Origin of the sequence: Kribbella sp. NPDC050241 (assembly GCF_044459685.1) — a bacterium.
GTDB lineage: Bacteria > Actinomycetota > Actinomycetes > Propionibacteriales > Kribbellaceae > Kribbella.
Genome location: NZ_JBITJE010000017.1, coordinates 1 through 24,628 on the forward strand (window position 1 = coordinate 1; position 24,628 = coordinate 24,628).

At 70.1% G+C, this 24,628-nt stretch carries 14 protein-coding genes; 5 read left to right on the forward strand and 9 right to left on the reverse strand.

Annotated elements, in window-relative coordinates:
* A partial coding sequence (locus ACIBG5_RS40685; protein ID WP_396397387.1) for a DUF899 domain-containing protein occupies positions 1-674 on the reverse strand: 674 nt, incomplete at its 3' end.
* Positions 675-811: 137 nt separating this feature from the next.
* Between ACIBG5_RS40685 and ACIBG5_RS40690 the strand changes: the two genes are divergently transcribed.
* The gene (locus ACIBG5_RS40690; RefSeq protein ID WP_396397388.1) at positions 812-1,945 is read left to right on the forward strand and encodes a hypothetical protein; all 1,134 of its coding nucleotides are present in this window, start codon (positions 812-814) and stop codon (positions 1,943-1,945) included.
* A 2-nt stretch (positions 1,946-1,947) separates the two neighbouring features.
* On the opposite strand, the gene ACIBG5_RS40695 is transcribed toward ACIBG5_RS40690, so the two are convergent.
* On the reverse strand, positions 1,948-2,442 hold the full coding sequence (locus ACIBG5_RS40695) for a GNAT family N-acetyltransferase (RefSeq protein WP_396397390.1): 495 nt from the start codon (positions 2,440-2,442) through the stop codon (positions 1,948-1,950).
* Between the two features lie 52 nt (positions 2,443-2,494).
* Here ACIBG5_RS40695 and ACIBG5_RS40700 point away from each other — a divergent pair, with 52 nt between their 5' ends.
* Complete coding sequence (locus ACIBG5_RS40700; protein WP_360447869.1) at positions 2,495-3,061, forward strand: TetR/AcrR family transcriptional regulator; 567 nt, start codon at positions 2,495-2,497, stop codon at positions 3,059-3,061.
* On the opposite strand, the gene ACIBG5_RS40705 is transcribed toward ACIBG5_RS40700, so the two are convergent.
* The 5 genes from ACIBG5_RS40705 to ACIBG5_RS40725 all read right to left on the reverse strand — a co-directional run bounded on the left by ACIBG5_RS40705 (position 3,050) and on the right by ACIBG5_RS40725 (position 9,290).
* Entirely contained in the window at positions 3,050-4,486 is a 1,437-nt protein-coding gene (locus tag ACIBG5_RS40705) for an RNB domain-containing ribonuclease (RefSeq protein ID WP_396397391.1), read from the reverse strand. The genes ACIBG5_RS40700 and ACIBG5_RS40705 overlap by 12 nt on opposite strands.
* Before the next feature lie 43 nt (positions 4,487-4,529).
* The gene (locus ACIBG5_RS40710) at positions 4,530-5,654 is read right to left on the reverse strand and encodes a bifunctional RNase H/acid phosphatase (RefSeq protein WP_396397392.1); all 1,125 of its coding nucleotides are present in this window, start codon (positions 5,652-5,654) and stop codon (positions 4,530-4,532) included.
* A 76-nt stretch (positions 5,655-5,730) separates the two neighbouring features.
* The gene (locus ACIBG5_RS40715) at positions 5,731-6,444 is read right to left on the reverse strand and encodes a zinc ribbon domain-containing protein (protein WP_396397394.1); all 714 of its coding nucleotides are present in this window, start codon (positions 6,442-6,444) and stop codon (positions 5,731-5,733) included.
* A 62-nt stretch (positions 6,445-6,506) separates the two neighbouring features.
* Positions 6,507-7,640, reverse strand: a complete 1,134-nt coding sequence (locus ACIBG5_RS40720) for a Nif3-like dinuclear metal center hexameric protein (protein ID WP_396397396.1) — start codon at positions 7,638-7,640, stop codon at positions 6,507-6,509.
* A gap of 18 nt (positions 7,641-7,658) precedes the next feature.
* Positions 7,659-9,290, reverse strand: a complete 1,632-nt coding sequence (locus tag ACIBG5_RS40725) for a glycoside hydrolase family 13 protein (protein ID WP_396397398.1) — start codon at positions 9,288-9,290, stop codon at positions 7,659-7,661.
* 112 nt (positions 9,291-9,402) lie between these two features.
* Between ACIBG5_RS40725 and ACIBG5_RS40730 the strand changes: the two genes are divergently transcribed.
* On the forward strand, positions 9,403-10,602 hold the full coding sequence (locus ACIBG5_RS40730) for an ROK family protein (protein ID WP_396397399.1): 1,200 nt from the start codon (positions 9,403-9,405) through the stop codon (positions 10,600-10,602).
* Here the strand turns inward: ACIBG5_RS40730 and nagZ are convergent.
* Positions 10,589-12,070, reverse strand: coding sequence for a beta-N-acetylhexosaminidase (gene nagZ, locus ACIBG5_RS40735; RefSeq protein ID WP_396397401.1), 1,482 nt, complete (start codon positions 12,068-12,070; stop codon positions 10,589-10,591). The genes ACIBG5_RS40730 and nagZ overlap by 14 nt on opposite strands.
* A gap of 258 nt (positions 12,071-12,328) precedes the next feature.
* On the opposite strand from nagZ, the gene ACIBG5_RS40740 reads away from it, so the two are divergent.
* Positions 12,329-13,255, forward strand: a complete 927-nt coding sequence (locus ACIBG5_RS40740) for an ROK family protein (protein ID WP_396397403.1) — start codon at positions 12,329-12,331, stop codon at positions 13,253-13,255.
* A gap of 355 nt (positions 13,256-13,610) precedes the next feature.
* Positions 13,611-14,231 carry a hypothetical protein gene (locus ACIBG5_RS40745; RefSeq protein ID WP_396397404.1) on the forward strand — a complete coding sequence of 207 codons (621 nt, stop codon included), beginning with the start codon at positions 13,611-13,613 and terminating at the stop codon, positions 14,229-14,231.
* Positions 14,232-14,322: 91 nt separating this feature from the next.
* On the opposite strand, the gene ACIBG5_RS40750 is transcribed toward ACIBG5_RS40745, so the two are convergent.
* On the reverse strand, positions 14,323-24,399 hold the full coding sequence (locus tag ACIBG5_RS40750; RefSeq protein ID WP_396397405.1) for an amino acid adenylation domain-containing protein: 10,077 nt from the start codon (positions 24,397-24,399) through the stop codon (positions 14,323-14,325).
* Between the last annotated feature and the right edge of the window lie 229 nt (positions 24,400-24,628).

The following is a 24,628-nucleotide window of genomic DNA, read 5'->3' on the forward strand; positions in this document are numbered from 1 at the left end:
TCCTGCCGACCCAACACGGTCAGGTCGACCGCGGTGACGGTGAACGTCATCGCGTCCGGCCCGCGACCGTAGGTGGAGTACGTGTGATGGACGTCGTCACCGATCTTCAGGAAGCAGCTCAGACCGTGCAGGTCGAACGGCTGCTCGCTCTGCACGTGCTCGTTGTTCGGCAGCAGGTCCCACTCGGCCTTGGTGCGGTAGTTGTACTCGAACGGCACCACCGAGTCGTCCAGCGTCACGTGGTAGTCGTAGTTGAAGTCGCTCCCGTACGACGAGTACCACGGGAAGGTCCACCCATGCTCGGCCTTGTACGCGGCCAGCTTGTCGTACGGCGCCCGAGACACCAGCGCGAACGTCGTGTTCAACCGGTGCAGGTTGTCGAGCGAACCGATGTCGTCGACGAAACCGGTGCAGTTGCGGCAGCCGCCCTCCCACTCCGGCTGGAACATGAAGTGGTACACGACCAACTGCGGCCGGCCCTCGAACAACTCCCCCAGCCCGAGCTCGCCGTCCGGCCCGGTGAAGACGTACGGCTTGTCCACCAGCACCATCGGCAACTGCCGACGTCGCGAGTTCAACGCGTCCCGTTGCCGGGTGAACTCCTTCTCCTCCGCCAGTAGCGCCTTGCGCGCGACCAGCCACTCGTCCCGGGACGCGACATCCGGAAGGTTCATCGCCACTCCTCGATCGATCAGCACTGATATCGGTCACGTCGGAGCGGATCTGCCGGGTTCGACACCGCGAGCCAGGATCCACGGATCGAGGCTCTGGGTGAGACGCTTGGGATATGGCCCGCAGAGGGATGCGACGGATGCGCACGGGGATCGTGATCCTGGTGCTGTTCGCTCTGCTCGGCGGCAGCGGGTACGTCGGCTGGGTGCTGGTGAAGCGGTCTGACCCGGTGTCCCTGCCCGACCCGACCGGGACCTTCCAGGTCGGTCGCCGGACGTTCGAGTGGACCGACACGGTCCGCCGCGATCCGTACGGTGAAGGCCCGCGGAAGCTCTCGGTGTGGCTCTGGTACCCGGTGGCCAAGAGCACCACCGGACGCCATGTGGAGTACGCGCCAGGCCTGTGGAACGGGCTGCACCTGAAGTCACCGATCGCGGTGTTCCAGGGCCCGTTCAACGGCCTGCAGGACCACGCGCTGGACCGCGCGACCATCGCCCCCGGGCGCTTTCCGGTCGTCGTGCTGATGCCGGGCATGGGGCTGTCCGCACCGATGTATGCCAGCCTCGCCGAGGAGCTCGCCAGCCACGGCTACCTGGTCGCCGGCGTGACTCCGACGTACAGCGCGAACCTGACCGTCCTCGACGGCCAGACGGTCAAGAGCACCGCAGCCGCCAACCCGCCGAATCTCGGCGAGACCTCGGACGGCGCGCTCGAGGCCGGCGACCACCTCGTCACCACCTGGGCCGCCGACGCCCGCTTCGCCGCTACCACCCTCGGCAAGCAGTTGCCGAACAGCGTCGAGACCGGGATCGGTACGTCGTACGTCGGCCACTCGTTCGGCGGCGCGGCCTCACTGGAGGCATGCCGCACCGATCGGCGGTGTGGCGCCGCGGTCGACCTGGACGGACTCCAGTTCGGCGAGGTGGTGACGAAGGGCGTGCACGCGCCGATCATGCTGCTCGGCGCGGACGACTCGTGCATCACCAGCGTCTGCGGCCCGGACGCGAAGAACGACGACGGCCGGGACCGTGCCCTGTCGTTGCTCAAGGCAAGCACAGGGACGGCGTGGTGCGCGACCATCCCGGGGACGCGGCACTTCAACTTCACCGACTACGGCGCCTACTACCTGGCGCTGCCGCTGCGGAAGTTCCTGCCGCTGGGCAGTGTTGGCCCGCGCCACGCACTGGCCGTCATGAACGGCTACGTCACGACGTTTCTCTCGCACGCCCTCTACCGGACCGCGGCGACCGGCGCGCCGACCTGCGCGGACTGAGCTCAGCCCAGGTCCAGCTCGTAGGTCTGGCCAACGAGCTCCAGACCCCAGGAGTCATGCGGCTCGGAGCCGGTGAGGCGGAAGCCGCGGGCCAGGTAGATGTGACGCGCCGCCACCAACGGATCGTTGGTCCACAGCACCATCCTCTTGTAGCCGGCCGCGCGCGCGAAGGCGAGGCACGTGTCGACCAGTTCGGCGCCAAGCTTGAGACCGCGAGCGTCCGGCGTCACCAGGAGCAGGCGGAGTTGGGCGGTGGTCTCGTCCGGCCCACGGACACAGAAGATGCTGCCGGCCCGTTCCCCCTCCACCTCGGCGATCCACGCGGCCTCGTGATCGTCGTCGTGCTCGCTCGCGTACGCCGCCACGATCCGCGTGATCAGCGCCTCGTACTCCAGACCCCAGCCGTACTCCGCCGCATAGATCTCCGCATGCGCCTGCACCACCCACCCGAGATCTCCCGGCTTGCCCAGCTTCCTGATCGCCTTCGTCCGGCTCATCCAGTCCACCCAATCTACTGACACGACTGTTTCAGTAGGTGATACTAGCTCCGTGCCGTCGACGAAGCCAGCCCCCTCCGCGCGTCAGCAGGAACTACTGGAGCGCGCCTACGCCTACTCGCTCAGCCACGGACTGGCCGACCTGTCCCTGCGCCCGCTGGCCACCGCGATCGAGTCCAGCCCGCGGGTGCTGCTGTTCCTGTTCGGCAGCAAGGACGGCCTGATCCGCGCCCTGCTCGCCCGAGCCCGCGTCGACGAACTCGAACTACTCCGCCAGCTCGAGGCCAGGTACGACGAACCGCCAGGCCTGACCGTGGTCGCGCGAGAGTTGTGGACGTGGCTGGCCGAGCCCGAGCGCCGGCCGTTGATGAAGTTCTGGGTGGAGGCGTACGGGCGTTCGCTGGTCGCGCCGGACGGCCCGTGGGCGGACTACGGCCGCTCGACCGTCGACGACTGGCTCGAACTGCTCAAGGGGAGTCAGCCCGATCCCGGTAGCCCGGCCGCGGAGGCACGCCGTACCGGCGTACTCGCGTTGCTGCGCGGCGCGCTCATCGACCTGCTCGCGACCGAAGACCTGGACCGCACGACAGCGGCCGTCGAGGACTACCTACGGGGCTAGCTCGAAGGCGACGGTGCGCTTGGCGATGTCGGCCTCGACCAGCTTCACGCGGATCGCCTGACCGAGCGGCAGTGGCGCGCTACCGGTGACGCGGCCTTCGATCGCGACCGTCGAGAGGGCGACGACGCCGCGGGTGGTGTCGCGCTCGTCAACGTCGGTGATCACGCCCTCGAACTCCGTCCCGATCCGGTCGGCCACCAGACCGGCCTCGACCATGCTGACGATCGAGCGTTCGTACGCGTTCGCCCGGCGGTCCGCCTCGTCCATCGTCTTCGGGATCTCGTCCATCGACTCGCGCACCCAGGCCGGCACCTCGGTGCCGGCGGACAGCGCCACACAGATCTCGCCGGTCCACCGGTCCACCAGCCGGCGCAGCGGCGCGGTGACGTGCGCGTACTCCGCCTTCATCGCAGCATGCTGCGGCCGCTCCGGCACACCGCCCGCGAACGCGACGTACCCGGCGCCCCGGAAAAGCACGGTGCAGGCAGCCAGCATCGCCGCGTGCGCAGGCACCTTCGGCTGCAGCCCATGAATGAACTGCGCGTACGACGTCCCGTCCGGCCAGGTGATCCCCAGCGCTTTGGCAGTGTGCTCGAGCTTGTGGCGCAGGCTGTCGTGCGATTCGGGCAGCGTCCGCAGGATGCCGATCTTGCCCTTCATCATCAGCTCCGCAGCGGCCATGCCGGTGAGCAGCGAGATCTGCGCGTTCCAGCCCTCGACCGGCAGCGGTGCGCGGAACTCCAGACCCCAACCATGGTTGGAGGTGACGACCTCCTGGTCCGGGATGGGCAGGTTGACTCCGCCGCGCTCGAGCTCACGCTGCTCACGCAGTGTCCCGACCTCGCGAAGCAGTTGCAGCGACTCCGACGCGTTGCCGGCGTCGAGGTCCTTCTGCACGCCGGCGTAGTTCAGCTTGGCCCGGGACATCACCAGCGCGCGCTCGCAGGTGACGCCGGTCCCCTCGCCCGTCGCGTCGACCGTGATCGTCCAGAGCAACGCGGGACGCACTCCGTCCGGCAGCAGCGACGCCGCGCCTTCGGACAGCTCCGGCGGGTGCAGCGGGGTCCGCTTGTCCGGCGCATAGAGCGTCTCGCCGCGGCGGCGCGCCTCGAGGTCGATCGGGTCGCCGGGCTGGACGAAGGCAGCGACGTCGGCGATCGCGTAGTGGACCGTGTAGCCGTCGCCGGTGCGCTCGATGTGCAGGGCCTGGTCGAGGTCCATCGAGTCCGGCGGATCGATCGTGACGAACTCGAGATCGGTCCGGTCCAGCTCGGGCAGCCGCGGGTTCTTCGCCGCGTGCAGTGCTGCCGCGACCACGTCGTCCGGGAACTCCGTCGGCACCTCGAGCTCACGCCGGATGTCCTGCAGCGACGCCCGGAACACCTCGGGCACGTCCTCGGCAAAGTGAACCCTCTGAAGCGGCACGTGGGGCCCTCCGTCCTTCTCAGCGCACGACGTGTGCGTGGGGTCAGACTAACGAGGGTTGCACATTGAAGGAGCGGAGTGACGCGAGGCCGTCGGCGTACCAGTGGATCTCGGTCATGGTCGCGGGGCGCAGCTCCATCCGGAACACCGACGCCATCGGTGCCTGCAGCACCGACCGGACCATCAGTTTGATCGGCGTGACATGGGTGACGACGACAACGGTCTTGCCCGGGTAGCGAGTCAGCAGCCCGTCCCGCGCCGACCGGGCCCGGCGCGCGCACGCGTCGAACGACTCCCCACCGGGCGGCGCGACAGAGGTCGAGCCCAGCCACGCGTTCATCGCATCCGGCCACTTCTGCTGCACCTCGGCGAACGTGTGCCCGTCCCAGTCGCCGAACGAGCACTCCACCCAGCCGTTGTCCACCACCGGCTCGAGCCCGAGCTTGCCCGCGACCGCGTCGGCCGTCTGCCGCGCGCGCACCATCGGCGAAGTCACGAGAGCGTCGACACCACCGATCCGGGACAGGTACTCAGCGGCCGCCTGGGCCTGCGCCCGACCGGTGTCACTGAGCGCGGGGTCGTCGCCGCCGGATCCCGAGAACCGCTTCTCGACGGTGTGCGGCGTCTCGCCGTGCCGCAGGAAGATGAGCTGCGTCGGCGGCTCGGCCTGCGGACCCCAACCCTGCAAGGCTTTCTGGAGATCCGACGGTTCCTTGACTGCCGTCGGCCCGGGTCCGCCGACCTCCGGCTTCAGCGGGATCGGTACGCCGTCCAGCGCGTTGTTCGCCAGCGCGTCGGCGGCGGAGTTCTGGGCCCGGGGCACCCAGGTCCACTCGGTCCCGAACGGCGCCAGGCCTTGCGCCTTGATCGCCAGCGGCTGCAGGTCCGGGTGCTTGATCTTCCACCGGCCGGCCATCTGCTCGATCACCAGCTTGGAGTCCATCCGCACCTCGATCGAGGCGTCCGGCGCGTACTCCGCGGCCAGCTGGAGCCCCGCGATCAGTCCGGAGTACTCGGCGACGTTGTTGGTCGCGATCCCCAGCGTCTTGCCGTCCTGCGCGATCACCTCGCCGGTCGCCGGATCCCGGACCAGCGCGCCGTACGCCGCCGGTCCCGGATTCCCGCGCGACCCACCATCGGCTTCGACAATGACGTGCTTGTAACTCATCCACGTCCTCGCTTCGCTCCGGGCGCGGATGAGGCACAAGACGCACTGTGCTTGACGATGAGCTCGCTCCGCTCGCTCATGCGCTGCTCTCCGCGGTCCGGACCAGGATCCGTCCGCACTCCTCACAGCGCAGTACGGCGTCCGCCGGGGCGGTCTTGATGCCGTTCAGGTCGGACGGCGCCAGCTCCATCCGGCAGCCCATGCAGCGCTTGCCGACCAGCGGCGCGGCGCCGATTCCGCCGTTGTGCTCGCGGAGCCGCTGGTACTGCGTGATCAGGGCATCCGGAAGCTCGGCCGCCACCCCGGCGCGCTGGTCCCCGAGCCCGGCACGCTGCTCGTCGAGCTCCTTCAGCGCGGCGTCGCGGCTGGTCTCCAGCTCGGACTGACGGCCGGCGAACGCCTCGGCGCGGGTGCGCAGATCGAGCTGGACCGCCTCGGCGGCCTCCAGCTTCTCCATCACCTCGAGCTCGGCGTCCTCCAGGTCGGAGATCCGCCGGTCCAGCGACCCGACCTCGTGCTGCAGGTTCTCCAGGTCCTTGGCCGACGTGACCTGACCGGAGTCCAGCCGCTGCTGGTTGCGGGCCTTGCGCTGCCGCACCTGGTCGACGTCGCTGTCGGCCTTCTTCTGCTCGCGCTGCAGGTCGCTGACCTCGGTGTCGGCGGTGACCAGGTCGCGGTCGACCACGGACTTCTCCGCGGTGAGGTCGGCAAGTGCCTTGTGCTCGGGCAGCGATTTGCGCTTGTGCGCGACCTGATCCAGCTGCAGGTCGAGATCCTGCAGGTCCAGCAACCGGCGTTGGACGGCGGGCTCGGCGTTCAGAGTCGGCTCCTTCAGTTGTGTTTCAGCTGCACTCAGAACCGCAGGGTCCAGGCGTCCGTGCAGAGCGTCGAGATGTGAGTGTCCACGGTACTGCCTTGTGCTGCCAACCCTTCGAGGAGGAGTCGTTCGGCGTCGCGCAGCCAGGGCCACTCGCTGGCCCAGTGCGCGACATCGACCAGCGCCGGGCCTTCGTCGTACGCCTGTGCCTCGGTCGCGGGGTGATGCCGGAGATCGGCCGTCACGTACGCGTCGACGCCGGCGGCCCGGACCCGCTCGAACTCCGAGTCCCCCGCTCCCCCGACGACGGCGACCGTCTCGATCGTCCGCTCCGGGTCCCCCGACACCCGTACGCCGTGCTCAGTGCGCGGGAGGTGATCGGCGACCAGCCGGGCGAAGTCCCTCAGTGGCAGCGGTGCCGAGAGCGCGCCGACGCGGCCGCCACCGCGCTCGCTCGGCAGTGCTGCAAGCTCGTAGATGTCGAAGGCCGGCTCCTCGTAGGAGTGCGCCGCCTTCAGCGCCTCGACGACAGCCCGCCGCTTGTGTCGCGGCAGAATCAGCTCGAGCCGGTTCTCCGGCACGACCTCGATGTCGCCGACCTGCCCGATCGTGGGGTTCGCGCCCTCGAGCGGGCGGAAGGTCCCCTCGCCGGTGCTACTCCAGGCGGCGCGCTCGTAGTCGCCGATCTGGCCGGCGCCCGCCTTCGCCAGGGCGTCGAGCATGGTTTGCGTCTCGTCGACCGGCACGAACACGACCAGCTTGTCCATCGGGTCGGACGGCATCGCCTTGAGCGGACGCGTGTCCTGTAGGCCCAGGGCCGCGGCCAGTGCGTCGCTCACACCCGGGTTCGCGTTGTCCGCGTTGGTGTGGCAGACATGCAACGCCGTACCGCTCCGGATCAGGTCGTGCACGACCCGGCCCTTCGGCGTCGTCGCCGCCACGCTGTTCACGCCGCGCAACAGCAGCGGGTGGTGCGTGACGAGGACATCGAAGTCGCCTCCGATCGCCTCGTCCACCACCACCCGCATCGGGTCGACGGCGAACAGGATCCGTCGTACCTGCTGCTCCGGATCGCCTGTGACCAGACCGACCGCGTCCCAGGACTCCGCCCAGGCAGGGTTGTAGAGCCGGTCGAGTACGGCGATCACGTCAGCAAGCGTCGGAGTCACGGCCCCCATCCTGCCGCATCAGATCAGCCAGGCTGTGGTGTCACTCGGGAGCTTGTCGCCTTCCAGCGGACCACTCGACAGCACGACCGCGGCGTCCGGCAGCTCGACCGGCGCCGCACCGAAGTTGGTGATCGACTGCCAGCCGCCGGGACGGGTGAAGTGGAGGACCCAGTCGGTGCCGTCGACCCAGGTGAGCGAGTTGCCCGTCTGCAGTCCCCGGCGTACTGCGAGGGCCTTGCGGTAGAGGCTCAGCGTCGAACTGACGTCGCCCTCCTGCGCCTCGACGGAGTACCCACCGAACCACTTCGGCTGCAGCAGGTGCGACCCACCCGAGCCGAAGCCGAACGACAACCCACCGACGGTCCACGGGATCGGCACCCGGCACCCGTCACGGCCCTTCTCCGCACCCTTGGAGCGGAAGTACGCCGGGTCCTGCAGATTCGCCGCCGGCAGCTCGCCGACCTCCTGGAGCCCGAGCTCCTCCCCCTGATATAGGTACGCCGATCCGGGCAGCGCCAGCATCAGCAGCACCGCGGCGCGGGCTCGGCGCAAGCCCAGCTCCACGTCGACGGTCGGCTCGGTGCCGTTGCTCAGCAGCCAGGCCTTGCCGTCCTGCCACAGGCCGGACGGATCCTTCGGCAGGCCGTAGCGGGTCGCGTGCCGGACTACGTCGTGGTTCGAGAACACCCAGGTCGAGGACGAGCCGTTCTGGTCGGCCAGTGCGAGGTTCTCCTCGATCACCTGGCGGAACTTGTCGTACTCCCAGTCGGCCTGCAGCAGGTCGAAGTTGAACGCCTGCCCGAGCCCGTCGGCACTCGCGTACCGCGCGCGGCGCGATGCCGGGACGAAGGCCTCGGCCACGGCGGACCGGGGCGGGTCGTACTCGTTCAGGACCTGCCGCCACTCGCGGTAGATGTCGTGTACGCCGTCGCGGTCCCACAACGGGTGCAGACCGTACGACTCGGACACTCGAGGCAGCGTGGCCTGCGACGGCATCGGCTCCGCCAGGTCCTTCATCAGCGCGTGCGCGACGTCCACCCGGAAGCCGTCGACACCACGGTCCGACCAGAATCTCAGCGTCTGGAGGAAGTCCGCCCGAACCTCCGGGTGCTCCCAGTTCAGATCCGGTTGCTCGGCCGCGAACATGTGCAGGTACCACTGGCCGTCGTCGGTCCGCGCCCAGGCAGAGCCGCCGAATACCGAATCCCAGTCCGACGGCGGCTGGTCGCCGTCGCCCTCCCGGAAGATGTACCGCTCCCGCGCGGGCGAGCCCTTCGGCGCGGCCAGCGCCTCGGTGAACCAGGTATGCCGGTCCGAGGTGTGGTTCGGCACGATGTCGACGATCAGCTTGATGTTCACCGCGTGCAGCGCGTCGACCAGTTGGTCGAAGTCCGCGAGGGTGCCGAGCCGCGGGTCCACGGCGCGGTAGTCGTCGACGTCGTACCCGCCGTCGGCCAGCGCGGACGGGTAGAACGGGCTCAGCCAGACCGCGTCGATGCCGAGGGTCTCGAGGTACGGCACGCGGCTGACGATGCCCTGCAGGTCGCCGAGACCGTCGCCGTCGGAGTCGGCGAAGCTCCGCGGATAGATCTGGTAGACGACCGCCTGCCGCCACCAGTCGGCATCGTTCGTCAACTGCTTGCTCGTCATCAGCGCCTCACTGAAGTCGTCTGCAGATAGTTGTCACTGGTTAATATAGAGTCTAAATTTAGATCCTGCAGTATTCTGCGCCGGGATGTTCGAGCTGGTCAAGGGGCTTTGAATGGCAGTGACTCAAGCCACGGCGACGCCGCCGCTGTTGCGCCGCGTGAACGCGGGCAAGCTCCTCGGCGTGCTCTCGAACGCGGGGGTGATGACGGGAACCGGTCTGATCCAGGCCACCGGCCTGACCCGGGCGACCGTGCACGCGGTCTGCAACGACCTCATCTCGATGGGCTGGGTGGTCGAGCTCGACCCCGGCCGCGACGACACCGCCGTGGGCCGGCCGTCACGGCGGTTCGAGTTCAACAGCCGCGGCGGGTATGTGCTCGGGATCGACATCGGCGACGCCAAGACCACGGTGCTGCTCGCAGACCTGCGCGGCGAGACGGTCGCCAAGGCCGGCCGCTCGGTGTCCGATGTGAAGACGGCCGGTGAGCGGACCGAGATCGTGCACGAGACGATCGTCGAAGCCCTGGCGAGCGCGGGAGTCTGCGACACACAGGTGCTCGCTGCGGGAGTCGGAGTCGCGGCGCCGGTCGACCGCGACGGGAACATCCTGGTCGACGACGAGTTCTGGCGGCGGTTCGACGCCGGCCTGGCGAAGCGGCTGACAGAGTTGCACGGCTGGCCGGTGCGGCTCGAGAACGACGCCAACCTCGCCGCGCTGGGGGAACAGTGGCGCGGCGAAGGGCGTGACGTCGACGACCTCGCCGTACTGCTCGCCGGTGAGCGGTTCGGTTCCGGCCTGATGGATTCGGGCCGGCTGCTGCACGGCAGTCGTGGTGGTGCGGGCGAGATGGTCTACCTCAAGCTCGTCGAGGGCGTCGGTGACACGCATGGCATCGCCCGGATCGCGCGCGATCGGGGCACCGCGGCGGTCGCCGACCCGGCCATCGACACCGTACTGCGAACGCTCGGCGGTGACGGCCCGATCACCGCGGAACAGGTCTTCACCGCCGCCGGCTCCGGCGATGAAGTTGCCCTGGGCATCCTTCAGCACGTGGCCGGCCGGACTGCCCGGGTGGTGGCGACGCTCGGGATCCTGTTCAACCCCGAACTCGTCGTCCTCGGCGGCGCGGTCGCCCAGGCCGCCGCGGCGTTGCTGCCCGACATCGAGCGGCACCTGGCCGGCTTCACCAGTACGCCGCCTCGCGTCGCCGTCTCGTCCCTCGGCGACGCGATCGTCTCCGTCGGCGCCGTCCGCCACGCCCTCAACTACGTCGAACAACATGCCCTGGATCTGAACCTCAAGCCTGCGTGAGCGCCTTCGCGACTGCCTCGAGGACGATGACGTTGCGGCCTGAGGTGGTGGCGGAGCGGATGCCTTCGGGGACGAGGGCGCGGTCCTCGGGGATACCCGTGCAGAGCACGAAGACGTCGTCCTTGTGCCCTTCCACCAAGTGGGTCAGCGCGTCGCGCATCCACGGCGTACGCCCGGCGTCCTGGACGGCGATGACGAGCGGACGGCCGGCGGCGGCTGCGGCCGCCGTCTTGATCGCGTCGCCGGCCGGCGAGTCGGCGTCGGTGAGCCGATGCTCGCCGCGGAGTACGACGCCGTCCGAGCCCGGCGCGACACGGCCGAAGACCTCGGGAAGCCCACTGAAATAAGGGTTCCAGGCCGGATGCAGCCCTTGCGTCAGATCAACGACGTACGGCGCGGAGCCGAGCAACGGGATGTTCTGGCCGGCCACCACGCGGGCGGCGACCTCGCGGATCGGGGCACCGTCGAGACCGGGCCGCCGAGTGCGCTGGGCCAGACTTGCCGCCAGCGTACGGCCCCGGGCGGCCGCGTCGGCGACGCGCTCGGCGTCGAGCGTTCCGTTGCCAATGGCATCGACCACGCGGGCGGTCAGGGCTCGCGGGTCCGCGGAGCCGACAGCGATCATGGCCAGGTCGGCGCCGGCGCCGATCGACGCGACCGCGGCGTCCTCGATCGACCGGGTCCTGGTGATCGCCTGCATCTCCAGTGCGTCGGTGGTGATGACGCCGGTGAAGCCGAGTTCCTCCCGCAGCAGGCCGGTCAGCAGCCGGCGCGACAGGGTGGCCGGCTGGTCGTCGTACGCGGAGAAGACGATATGGGCGCTCATCACCACGTCGGCGCCTGCCGCGATCGTCGCCCGGAACGGCGCGAGCTCGACGGCGTTGACCTCCTCGATCGAGCGGTCGACGCTGGGCAGGCCGACGTGGGAGTCGACCGCGACGTCGCCGTGGCCCGGGAAGTGCTTCGGGCAGGCGGCGATGCCGGCCTCGTGGACGCCCTCGACGAACGCGACGCCGTGCCGGGAGACCACGTCGGCCGTCGTACCGAACGAGCGGGTGGAGATGATCGGGTTCGCCGGGTTGCTGTTCACGTCGACCGACGGCGCCAGCATCAGGTCGATGCCCAGGCTCGCCAGCGTCGCCGCGGCGTCCCGGGCGGACGCACGGGTCAGATCGACGTCGTCGAGATCGCCGAGTACGCGCGGTGAGGCCAGCGGCCAGGGGTTGGCCGGCGCGAGATGGCTGAACTCGCCGCCCTCGTGATCGATCGCGATGATCAGGTCGGGCCGCTCGGCCCGCAGCGACGCGGTCAGGGCGGCCACCTGATCGGCGTCGCCGACGTTGCGGGTGAACAGGATGACGCCGCCGAGACCGGCGGCGACCGCGCGGCGCAACTCGTCGGGGGCGGTGGTCCCGCTGAAGCCGACGATCAGCGCGCCGGCGGCATCACGATCCATTTGATCACTCATCCCCCTACCCTCTCCTCCCCGAGGTCCGCGCCGCCACTCCCGGCCGCCGGAGCCCGGCCGATGCCGTCACGGACAGCTAATAATTAGCGTCTTCTCGGCGGTCTAGGGCGATCGTTGTCAGGCTATGTCAAGGCATTTACCCGGCGCCTTCCTGCGGGTTTGCGGGGATTCCTGCAATTGACCCCTGTCTGTCCGGGCCGACTACGGATAACGTTGTCTCCCGACCTGACCACCTGCATCGGCACTGACGGGGGGACCATGAGTGACGAACCAATGAAGCAGGACACCGTCCTGGGCATCGACATCGGCGGCACGAAGATGGCCGCCGCACTCGTGTCTGCGGACGGTGAGATCCTCACCGGGGACCGGATCCTCACTCCACCCGGCGACGCGGACGTGGTGTTCGCGGCGCTCGGCGAGCTGATCGAGCGGGTTCGCGGTGACGCGACGCCGGTCGCGGTCGGGATCGGTTCGGCCGGGCCACTGGACCAGGAGCACGGGCTGGTGTCACCGGTCAACATCACCGGCTGGCGGAACTTCCCGCTGGTCGAGCGGGTCCGGGAGCTGGTCGGCGACGTACCCGTGACGCTCGGGGTCGACGGGCACTGCTTCGCGCTGGGTGAGTTCTGGACGGGCGCCGGACGCGACGCCGACACGCTCCTGGGGATCGTGGTGTCGACCGGTGTCGGCGGCGGACTGGTTGTCGACGGCAAGCCTGTCATCGGTCAGTCGGGCAACGCCGCGCACATCGGCCACATGGTCGTGGACCTGGACGGCGAGGCGTGCGCGTGCGGGTCGTACGGATGCGTGGAGGCGTACGCGAGCGGCCCGCGGATGGTTGCCCGGGCCAAGCGTCGCGGCTGGCGGATCGACGAGGACACGGATGCCGCCGTACTCGCCGCCGACGCGGCAGCCGGGGACGAGCTCGCGCTGGCCGCGTTCGACGACGGGGCGCAGGCGCTGGCCGCGGGGATCGTCGCGACGGCGGTGACGGTCGATCTGACCACGGTCGTCATCGGGGGCGGGGTGTCGAAGGCGGGGCCGGTGCTGTTCGACCCGGTGCAGGCATGGGTGAAGCGGCTCGCGCAACTCCCCTTCATCACCGATCTGGCGGTCGAGCCCGCCCAACTCGACAACGCCGGCCTCCTCGGTGCCGCCCATCAGGCCTGGGCCGCCGTCGGCTGACCGCCGTACACCTCTCCCGCGTCACGCACACATATGCACGCGCGGAACAGGGTCTCATGCGCACCTTTGCGCAGTTTTAACCCAATTGCCCGAATCTGTGTAACGACTGGGCCGTCCCACGCGATGCAACGGATGGATGGGGTGGGGGCACGTCATCCAAGACTGGTCAGGGGGCCTGGACCGGTCGGCAGCGGTTGGTCGATGGGGGGCCAGGACCAGCCGAACGCGTGAGCGGCGGGGAGGAAACTCTCCGCCGCCCTCGCGAACAGCACGGTGTCAAGGCAGGTCAGGTCAGGTCAGCAACGTCCGCCAGCGTTGTCCAGGGCAACGCTCGACCAGAGAGACTCGGTCCCCGATGGACGTCGCGGTGCTCCTCCTCTTCGCTCTCTTCTTCACCGCGCTGTTGGTCCGGACCACTTCCAGGTACGACGTACTGCGGGCAGCTGTCGGACGGCCGCGACTGTTCCAGGTCGCCGCTGTCCTGGCCGCCGCGGTCACTGTGCCGGTCGACGTGTACGCGATCGTGTACGGCACGGTCGGTCCGGGGGCCGTGGCGCTCGAGGACGTCGCCGGACGCTTGCTACTGATGAACGTCGCCGCCGCGTGCGGCGTCGCTGCCCTGCACGGCTCGCTGCGCGGACGGGCCCTCGCCGGCCCGGGGACCGCCGCAGCCGTGGCAGGGTCGGCTCCACCCATCGGGGCGCAGGCCGACGACGGCCACGCGCTCCGGATGGGTGTGCTCGGCTGGACCGGTCCACTGATCGCTCTGATCGTGGTCACCGCCGTGGTGGCGGTCGGGTCCGGCGGAGACGGTATGGGTTCCGGCGGGAACGGAACCGGTGCCGGCAGCGTCGGACCGACGACCGGAAGCGTCGGGTCCGCGCTGGCGGTCTACTCCCTGCTCGTCTGCGTGATCAGCGCCTCATCGCTGTTCCGCCGCCGGGCGAGGAGTGCGATCGATCCTCAGGAGGGATGAGGATCGTCGCGGGTTCTGCACCGCGGACGGAGGCCGGTGGCTGCGGGAGGGCTGTCCCCGACAACCCCCGTCCACGGTGCAGAACAGTCCTCTACGGCGTGAGCCACTCGGGTTCGGGAAGGCGGGTCCGGTCCAGCCGGCCGTTGTCGTCGAGCGGGAGTTCCTCGATCGGGATCAGGTCGGCCGGGACCAGATAGATCGGGAGTTCCTTGGTCAGGTCGAGCATCAGGCGGGCCAGGACTGCCGGATCGCTGTCCTCGAGAACGACGTACCCGAGGAGGCAGGTGTCGCCGGCCGGGTCCGCACAGGCGACCACGACGGCGTCGACCACACCCGGCTGATCCGCCAGGACGTGTTCGGTTTCGCCGGGCTCGACGCGGTGACCGCGGATCTTGACCTGGTCGTCGGCGCGGCCGAGGTACTCCAGCGTCCCGTCCGCCCGCCAGCGCCCCAGGTCCCGGCTGCGGTACAGCCGCGCCCCCGGATGGCCCGGATCCGGCACGAACGCGTGCTCGGTCTCCTCCGCGCGCCCGATGTAGCCCTGGGCAACGGCTGGGCCGCCGAGGTGGATCTCGCCAACCGCACCGACCGGTACTGGCCGCAGCACCTGGTCCAGCAGGCGTACGACGACGCCCTCGACCGGACGCCCGATCGACGGCCGGTCCACAGCCGGGTCGACCTCGTGGATCGTGGTCACGATCGACGCCTCGACCTGGCCGTACTCGTTGAACAGCCGGCACTCCGGATGCGCCTCGAGGAAGTCGCGCACCTTGTGCGTCAGCACCATCGCCTCGCCGCCCGCGACGATCTCCCGCAGCGCGGGCAACTCGGGCAGCCGCCGCATGGTCGCGAGCAACGCCGTCAACGGGCTGAACGCCATGAACAGCCGCTCGACGTCGTGATCCCGCAGCGCCGCGATCACCGCGTCCGGGTCGTACCGGTCGTCCTCGCCGATCAGCACCAGCGCCGAGCCGGACGCGAGCGCGGTGAACATCTCCTGCACGTGAACGTCGAACCCGAACGAGGTCCACTGCAACGTTCGCAGCGAACTCCGGGTCCGCAGGTAATGGCGGATCAGGTTGACCGGGCCGCGATGCGGGACGACGACGCCCTTCGGGTTCCCGGTCGAGCCGGACGTGTAGATGCAGTAGGCAACATCATCCGCGGCGGCCCGCACCGGCGGCGCCTGCCGCGCCCGCGCATCGCCGTTCGACGTGGCGACAGGGACCAGTCGCAGACCGAGCCGGTCTGCCAGCGCTGCGTCGTCACCGACCAGCGCGACCGCCGACGAGTCCGCCACCATGAACGCCCAGCGCGACTCGGGTACGCCCGGATCCAGCGGCAGGTACGCCGCGCCGGACTTCAGTACGGCGAGCACCGCGACGACCAGTTCGGGGCCTCGGGCAACACGTACGGCGACCCGTTGGCCGGGCTTCACGCCGAGGTCGACGAGCCGCCACGCCAGCGCGTTGGCCCTGCGATCGAGCTCGGCGTACGTCAGTTCACGCTCGCCCTGGATCAGCGCGATCGCGTCCGGGGTTCGGGCGACCTGCTGCTCGAAGAGGGTGTGCAGTCCGCTGAGCTCGCCGGCGACGACGGCATCTCGTCGTACCCGACCGATCGGGCCGGCCGGAGCGGTGTCGCCTTCCAGCTCGCGCAGGGCCTCGAGGTCGGACTCGATCGGGAACATCAGGTCGGGCAGGCGCAGGTTCGGCTGGGTGGTGGCGCGACGCAGGACCGCTTCGAGGTACGCGACGAGGCGGTCGATGGTGCGCTGCTCGAACAATCCGGAGCGGTAGTCCGCCGTACACGTGATGCCGGCGCCGTGGTGGGTCAGCCGCAGGCGGATGTCGAGCGGTTCGGGCAGCTCGTCGTCGCCGTCCTCGAACTCGACCAGCACCTGGAAGAGCGGGTCACGCTCGAGTACGGCGAGGTCCGTGCCGGCGTGGTCGAACGCGCCCGCCGTCACGTCGCGCACCCGGTGCGCGAGCTCGCCGAGGTCGGGTTCGCCGGACAGGTCGATCCGGATCGGGAGCGCGCGCCGGGCCGCCGTCGAGGTGTCGCCCTGGGGCCGGATCAGCGCGGTTCCGATCGTCACGTCGTCCTGCGCCGCGAAGCGCCCGAGCACCGTCCCGACAGCCGCCAGCATCGTCATCAGCGGGGAGACCTTCCGGCCCCGGCTGAACACGAACACCGCGTCCCCGAGCTCCTCCTCGAACTCCTTCTTCACCGACCCGACAGCGCCCGACGCGGCCGGCCGAACCCCATCCGCAACCAGTACCAGCGGCTCAGCGCCCGCCAGCGCCATCTCCCAGTAGCCCAGGTCCCGTCGCAACCGCTCAACATCCTCGCTCGTGCGAGCCTCGGCCTGTATTTCCGCGTTGACATCTGGAGCGTTCGTGGGGTCCGCCGCGAGTGCATCAGCCTGCACAGCATCGACGGCCTCGGCGCCATCGTCCACGTCCTGCACGCCTTCCGGCTCGGCCGGAGTCGATGGGTCGGGGAAGTGTTCAGAGGTTGTTGGGTCTTCTGAAGTCGCGGCCTCGAGGAGGGCGAGCTGTTCGCGCATCAGCTTGGTGACGCCGTCCACCAACTGACCGGCCACGCGGAGCTGCTGCGACATGAGCACGGCCATCCCGTTGCCCGGCAGCTCAGCCTCACTGGTAGCCGCCGCAGCCTGATCGACCTTCGCCGCCAACTCCGCCAAGCCGCTGCCCAGATCAGCCAAGGCGGTCCGCGCATCGCGAACCGGCGCACCCTCCAACGGGTCGGCCTGAGCCGTCTCCTCGAGCTCTTCAGCAGGAGGCTCGACCTCCGCTTCCTCAGCAGAAGCCTTCGCTGCGACGTCTTCCGCCTTCTCGGCGACGGCTTCCACCGCGACGTCCTCGGACGCTTCGAGTGCTGCGGCGGTGTTCTCCGGCTGGGCTGCATCGGCCGCCTGCTCCGTCTCCGGGGCTTCCGGGGCCTGCGTGGCGACGGCCGTGGCGAGCTTGTGCGGAGTGGTGTAGGCGCTGAACAGGTCCTCGGGGGTGAGCGTCACCTCGAAGCGCGAGTTGATCTCGGTGATGACCGGCGCCATCGAGTCCGGCCTGGCGCCGAGCTCGGCGAACGTGTGGTCGACGGTCAAGTCGTACGGATCGAGGTTCAGCGCCTCACACGTCAGATCCAGGATCAGGTCCAGCGAGTCGCGGTACCGCTCGGCCGACATCTCGTCACCGGACAGCACCCCGGCCTGCGCCAGGTAGTCCGCGTCGATCTGATGCGTCTCGGCCGGCAACGCGAACGGCGACTGCTCCTCCACCGGATCGTTGCTCTCAGCAACCTCCGGCTCGGCCGGCGGATCCAGCGGGATCCGCTTCACCGCCGCACTCGACGGCTCGAAGACAACCGCCTGCGCCCGAGCCGCGCGCTCGAACGGACTCGGCTGCACGCGGGCCGGCCGCCCCGCACCATCACCAGCAAGCCCGGCCGCCGACGTGTCGACCAGGTGATGCACACGCCGGAACGGGTACGTCGGCAACGGCACGCGACCGCCATCGGAGTACACCTTCGACCACGCGATCTCGGTGCCCTGCTCGTACAGCTCGGCCAGCCCGTTCATCGTCGCAAGCACCGGATCCTGCCCCAGCCGCTGCGCCGGGATCCACGTGCTGTTCGGCGCGATCCGGCGCCCGGCCGGACTCAGTACGGCGTCGGGCCCGAGTTCCAGGAAGCGCCGGCAACCGGCGGCCGTGACCGCCTCGACAGCGTCACCGAACAGCACCGGCTGCCGCAACTGGCCGACCAGGTAGTCGCCGTCCAGCACCGTCCCGGACTCGAGCAGATCGCCGGACCAGCTCGACACCATTGGCGTCCGCAGCGGCTTCAGCGTGATCTCCTGGACGATCGCCGCGAAGTCCTTCAGGATCGGGTCCACCAACGAACTGTGGAACGCCCGATCCACGTCCAGCCGCTGGTACGCGACCTCCAGCCGGTCCAGCTGCTCCGCGAGCTGCCCGACGATCACCTCGGACCCGGTCAGCACGAACGACTGCGGACCGTTGCCCGCGGCAATCTCCACGCCCGGCGTCTGCGTCAGCTCGCGAACCCGGTCCGCGTCCGCACGCACAGCAACCATCGCGCCGGGCACGGTGCCACGCTGCATGAGCTCGCCGCGCTTAGCAGTCAGCCGTACGCCGTCCGCCAGCGACAGGGCACCGGCCACGCACAGAGCGGCGTACTCCCCCACGCTGTGACCGACCACCAACGCGGGCTGCACACCGAACGACTGCCAGAGCCGCGCAAGGGCAAGCTCGAACGCGAACAGTGCGGGCTGCGCGGTCTCTGTCGGCCAGACGCCCTCAGACGCGCTGGCAGGTGTCAGCAACAGCTCCAGCAGGCTGCCACCGGTCTCCTCGGCGTACACGCGGTCGCACTCGTCCAGCACCGAGCGGAAGACCGGGAAGCGACCAGCAAGCGCAGCGGCCATCCCACGCCGCGCAGCGCCCTGTCCGGTGAATGCGTAGCCCAGTGGACCCGGTCCACCGCGTGGGACCTCGGTTGCCTGAGCTGAGCCGAGTGCGTCGACCAGCTCGGCCTCGGACGCGCCCGCTACCGCGATGCGGTGCCGGTGTGGCGGTCGGCCGAGGGCCGCCGTACCAGCGAGGTCGATCAGGCGGTGTCCGGTGCCGTGGCCGAGGTCGGTGCGGAACAACTCGACCAGGTCTGCCAGAGCGTCCGGATCGGGCGCGGAGAGCGGCAGCACCACCGGTCCGTCGTCGCCGCGACGGATCTGCCGCGGCGCCTCCTCCAGGATGACGTGCGCGTTGGTACCGCCGGCGTCGAGAGCGCTGACGCCCGCGCGCAACGTCGTACCGGCCTCCCAGTCGTGCGCCTCGGTTCCGATCACGAACGGACTGCCGTCGAGCCCGAGCTCCGCGTTCGGCTCGGTGTAGTTGATCGTCGGGACCAGCATCCGGTGCTGCAGCATCAGGATGGTCTTGATCAGGCCGGCCATGCCCGCGGCACTGTCGAGGTGGCCGATGTTCGGCTTCACCGAGCCGATCGTGCAGAAGCCGACCTTGTCGGTGTGCCTGCGCAGCGCGGTCGTCAGCGACTTCACCTCGGCGGAGTCCGCGGCGGCGCTGCCGATCGCGTTCGCCTCGATGTAGCTGAGCGAGTCCGCCGCGAACCCGGACCGCTCCAGCGCACGCTCGATCAGCTCGACCTGGTTGCCCGAAGGCGCGTCCTCGTTGCTGACCGCGGTGCCGCGGATCACGGCGTACACGGTGTCCCCGTCGGCAATGGCTTGGTCGAGGCGCTTCAGCAGTACGGCGGCGACGCCGTTCCCACCGACCGTGCCGTCGGCGGCCGCATCGAACGCACGGACCTGACCGCGCGGCGACAGGATCGACTCCGGTGCCGAGTGGTAGCCCGTTGCCTGAGGCACCTGTACGGCGGCCGCACCGGCGAGTGCGAGGTCCGCGTCGCCGGAGCGCAACGCCTGGCAGGCCAGGTGCACCGCGACGAGGGACGAGGACCAGGCGGACTGTACGCCGATGGCTGGACCGGTGAGGCCGAGGCGGTAGGCGACGCGGGTGGCGAGAGAATCGCGGGACTGGTGCTGCTGGGTGTACAGGTTCATGCCGGAGCCCGCGAACACACCGACGCGGCCGGTGGTACCCGCGTACCCGCCGTGCTCGAGCGCCTGGTAGCAGACCTCGAGGAACAGCCGCTGCGCCGGATCCATCAACTCGGCCTCACGGTCGCTGAGGCCGAAGAACTTCGCGTCGAACGACTCCACGTGGTCGAGCACACCGCTGACGGCGACCAGCTCGTCGTCCACATGCCCGCCGGCCTGGCTCACCTCCTCGTTCGTGAACCGCCGGAGGCTCTCCACCCCACCGACGAGGTTGTCCCAGAACTGCTCCAGGGTCTCCGCGCCCGGAAACCGCCCCGCCAACCCAACCACAGCCACCGGCTCCACAACCCGCCGAGGACCCCGCTCCTGCCGCGCCCGCCGCGCCCCCTCAGGCACGACCGCAGACTCACCCTCCTGCGAGACCTGCGGCGCCGCCTCAGCTCCCTGCACGGCCTCCTGCGCGGTCACGGACTGCGGCGCAGGTTCTGCGTGAGCCTGCGCAGTCGTGCGTTCGGGCTCCTGCTCGGCGGACGCAACCAGCTCAGGCGCAGCTTCCGACTCCTGCCCGGCCTCCGCGACCTGCTCGCCCGCGTCGCCCGGCTCCAGTTCAGAGCCTGCCGCGGACTCGGACGCGACCTGCTCGGCAGCTCCGTCCACAACCGGCTGTGCCGCAGACACAGCCTCCACGGATGCCACCGCGACGGTCTCCGCTGGCGCACCCACCGCGGACTGCTCCCGCGCAGCCTCCTGCTCCTGTGCAGCCTCCTGCTCCCGGGCAGCCTCCGCGGGTACCTCCTCGACCAGCTCGGCTTCGGCGGCTAGCTCCTCGGTGGATTCAGCCTGCTCAGCCTCTGCGATCTCCTCGGAGGTCGCATCGGCGGCCGGCTGGTCGACGGTCTCGGTCGACTCGGCCTCGGCCACTTGCGTCGCCTCAGCCTCGCGCTGCTCTACGGCAACGGCCTCCGCACCAGGCTCGGCCTCACCTCCAGCAACTAGCTCGGTCTCAGGCTCCTGCTCGTCACCGGCCGCCTCGGACTCAGCTTCGGCGACTGGCTCGGCCTCAGACTGCTGCTCATCGGCCGTGCGCTCGGACTCGGCGGCTGGTTCCAGCTCGGCCTCGGGATGCTGCTCGTCGGCGGCGACTTCGGCGGCGGGCTGGGGCTGGTCGGGGTCGGTTGCCTTGGCGGCTGGTTCGGGGGTGGGGTCTTCGGCTGGTACGTCGAGGGCCGGGGCCTGCGTGATCGTGTACCGCGCGATGAACCGCGCCGCCGGGAGCTCAGACCGAACCGGTGCTTCGGCCGCAGGCTCTTCAGGCGCTTCCTCAGCAGGCCCGATCGGCTCAGTCTCCGAAGCCAGATCCGAGCGCGTTTCGGCCGCGGGCTCCTCAACCGTTTCCTCGGAGGGCTCGATCGGCTCGGACTCTGCGGTGGTCTCCGGCTCGGCCTGTGCTTCGGCCGAAAGCTCCTCAACCGTTTCCTCGGCGGACTCGGCCGGGTCGGGCTCTGCGGTGGTCTCCGGCTCGGCCTGTGCTTCGGCCGCAGGCTCCTCAACCGTTTCCTCGGCGGACTCGGCCGGGTCGGACTGTGCGGTGGTCTCCGGCTCGGCCTGTGCTTCGGCCGCAGGCTCCTCAACCGTTTCCTCGGCGGGCTCGGCCGGCTCGGACTGTGCGGAGGGCTGCGGTTCGGCCTGTGCTTCGGCTGCAGGCTCCTCAGCCGTTTCCTCGGCGGACTCGGTCGTGTCGGGCTCTGCGGAGGGCTCCGGTTCGGCCTGTGCTTCGGCTCCAGGCTCCTCAACCGTTTCCTCGGCGGACTCGGTCGGGTCAGACTCTGCGGAAGGCTCCAGCTCGGCCTGTGCTTCGGCCGAAAGCTCCTCAACCGTTTCCTCGGCGGACTCGGTCGACTCGGACTCTGCGGAGGGCTCCAGCTCGGCCTGTGCTTCGGCAGCAGGCTCGTCGGCCGCTTCCGCGGTGGGCTCGGCTGCGTCGGTCTCTGCGGTGGGCTCCGGCTGCGGCTGTACTTCGGCCGCAGGCTCGTCGGCTGCTTCTTCGGCGGGGTCGGTCGGCTGGGTCTCTGCGGTCAGCTCCGGGGGCGCATCCGGGGCAGGCTCCTCGGCCGCTTCCGCGGTGGGCTCGGCTGCCTCGGTCTCTGCGGTGGGCTCGGCTGCCTCTGCAGTGGGCTCCGGCTGCGGATGTGCGTCCGCGGCAGGCTCGTCAGGTGTTTCCTCGACGGGCTGCGTCGGCTCCACGGCCGCGACGGACTCCGGCCGCGGCTCGGCCGCCTGCTGGGACGCTTCCTCGGTGGGCTCGCGCTCGGTGGCGGGCTCGCGCTCGGTGGCGGGCTCGCGCTCGGTGGCGGGCTCCAGCTCGGCGGTGGGCTCCGGCTGGGGCCGGGCTTCAGCTGCGGGTGCCTCGGCTGGGTGCTCGGTGGGGTTGGGCGACTTGGCCTGTGCGGGCGGAGGCGGCTCGTCGGTGGCGGGGATTCGTTGGAGCTCTGCGGTTTGTTCGGCGTCCGGGATCGGGGCGGGCTCTGGCTCGGTGGGCGCGTCGGCGGTTGGGTCGGCGGTAACCGGCGAGGTGGGGGTGCCGAGGGTCGGGCGTTGGGGTGGGGTGGGGATGGATTGTTGGAGGGTGCGCTTCCAGGCGAGGCGGACGACCGGGAGTTCGGTGGTGCGTTCGGCTGGGTCTTCTTCGGCTGAGATGAGGGTGTCGGCGGCGTTGGCGTGCGGGCCCTCGCCGGCGGGGCCGGAGTACGAGTTGGCGCCGGCCGGTTCGACGTACGGGTGGGGCGGGGTTTCCAGCGTGCCGTCGATCCAGCGTTGCTTGAGCAGCGGGCGCAGGATCTTGCCGCCGGGTGTGGTCGGGAAGTCCCGCCGCGGTACGCCGATCACCTCGGCCTCGAGCCCCAGCCGGGCCAGGACGAGACTCCGGATCGCCTGATCCATCCCCGGGATCGACTCCGGCGTGAGCGCGTAGAACACGACCAGCCGGTCGGTCCCACTCGCCCCGTCCGCGATCCCACACGCCGCGACGAGGCCCTGCTCGGCACCGACCACCGTCGCAGCGACCGATTCGATGTCGTGCGCGTAGTAGAGCTTCCCGGACATGATGATGCGTTCGCTGTCCCGGCCGGTGATGACCACCTGCCCGCCGGTGATGAACGCCTGATCCCCGGTCGCCAGCCACTTCCGCGCTGGCCAGTTGCCGATCGGGAACGCCGCCCGGTCCGCCTCCAGGTTGCCCAGGTATCCCGGTGTCACCCGCGCGGACGCAACCTGCAGTTGACCGATCCGGCCCTCCGGCAGCACCGCACCGTTGGGAGCCACAATCCGCACCGTCGTCCCCGGAGCCGGCGCACCCACCGACACCAGGCTCAGCACGCCCGGCGCCTCGGCTCGCGTCTTACCCGGCCGGGCGACTGCGACCTTCCCGGTCGCGGGCCGCTGATCGACCCACTCGATCACGCCGGTCGGTGGGATCCGGACGCGGTGCACGTTCGGTGTCAGCCCTGGCCGCGCGAACGTGATCCCGGTGACCGTCTCGGTCATCCCCCACGCCGCCACGAAGGTCTCCGGTACGACGCCGAACCGGTTCGTCAGCCGCAGGAACTCCGACATCACCGGAACGGTGATCTGCTCGCCACCGCTGACCAGACTGCGCAGTGCGGACAGGTCCCAGTGCCGGTCCGGCTCGCCCGCGATCGCCTGCGTGGCCAGGCGATAGCCGAAGTTCGGAGACCAGGAGTGGTTGACCCGGTGCTGGTCCATCAGGTCCAGCCAGCGCAGCGGATCGGCCAGCACCCAGTCGGTGTTCACGTGCACGTTGGTGCAGCCGGTGAACACGGGCAGCAGGTGGTACAGCAGGAACGCACCGCTCTGGGTCAGCGGCAGCCAGTTCAGCGTCGTCTGTCCGGGCCGCACCGGCAGCATGGCCGGCGTACCGGCGGCGAACTCGACCAGTCCGCGGTGCGTCAGCTGCACGATCTTCGGTGCGCCGGTGCTGGTGCCCGACGACATCATCAGTACGGCGACGTCGTCCGCAGCCGGTCGGTGGAACTCCGACGTCGGCTCATGACCCGCGAGAGCGTCAGGGTCGAGGACCGGCAGGCCGAGGTCGTCAGGGAGGTCGGACGGGCGGCCGATCAGCACGGTCCAGCCGAGCAGGTCGGTCAGCTTGCGGAGCCGCTCACGGCCCTCCTCGGACCGGTCGCCCTCAGGACTCGGGGCCATCAGCAACGGACGGATGCCGCCCAGTGTGCAGGCCCAGAACGCCGCGAAGAAGCCGACCGGTTCGGTGCAGTGCACGACCGCCGGGTCGCCGGCGCGTACGCCGTTCGCCCGCAGGCCGGCCAGGATGCGGGCGGCGAGTTCGAGCAGGGTCGGGAAGTCGAGCTTCGTCTCGCGGCCGTCGGGGCCGATCTCGACCACGCCGGCGCCACCGAAGTCGCGGGCCGCGCGGAGCAGCGCACTGGGCAGGTCTCTGGGGTATCCGGCCGGGATCATCAGGGCCGGTCCGGTGCTGATCGCCGGCCGGTCCACACCGCTTCTCACCACGTGCGTGCCACCACCTGCACGGGGTGGGTCGGGAGGGGATCAGCGAGTGCGCGGGCAGGCCGGGGAACACCGGTGGTGCCAGCCAGTTGGCGACCCACGGACACGTGCCTCCCCAACTGGACGGAGCCGGGCTCAGGGCAGACCCGTCTCACTCTCACCGACAGAAAAGCCCCGTTTTCCGCCTGCCGGAACGAAGCCGTGACCGGGCACACCCGGTGCGTCATCGCGC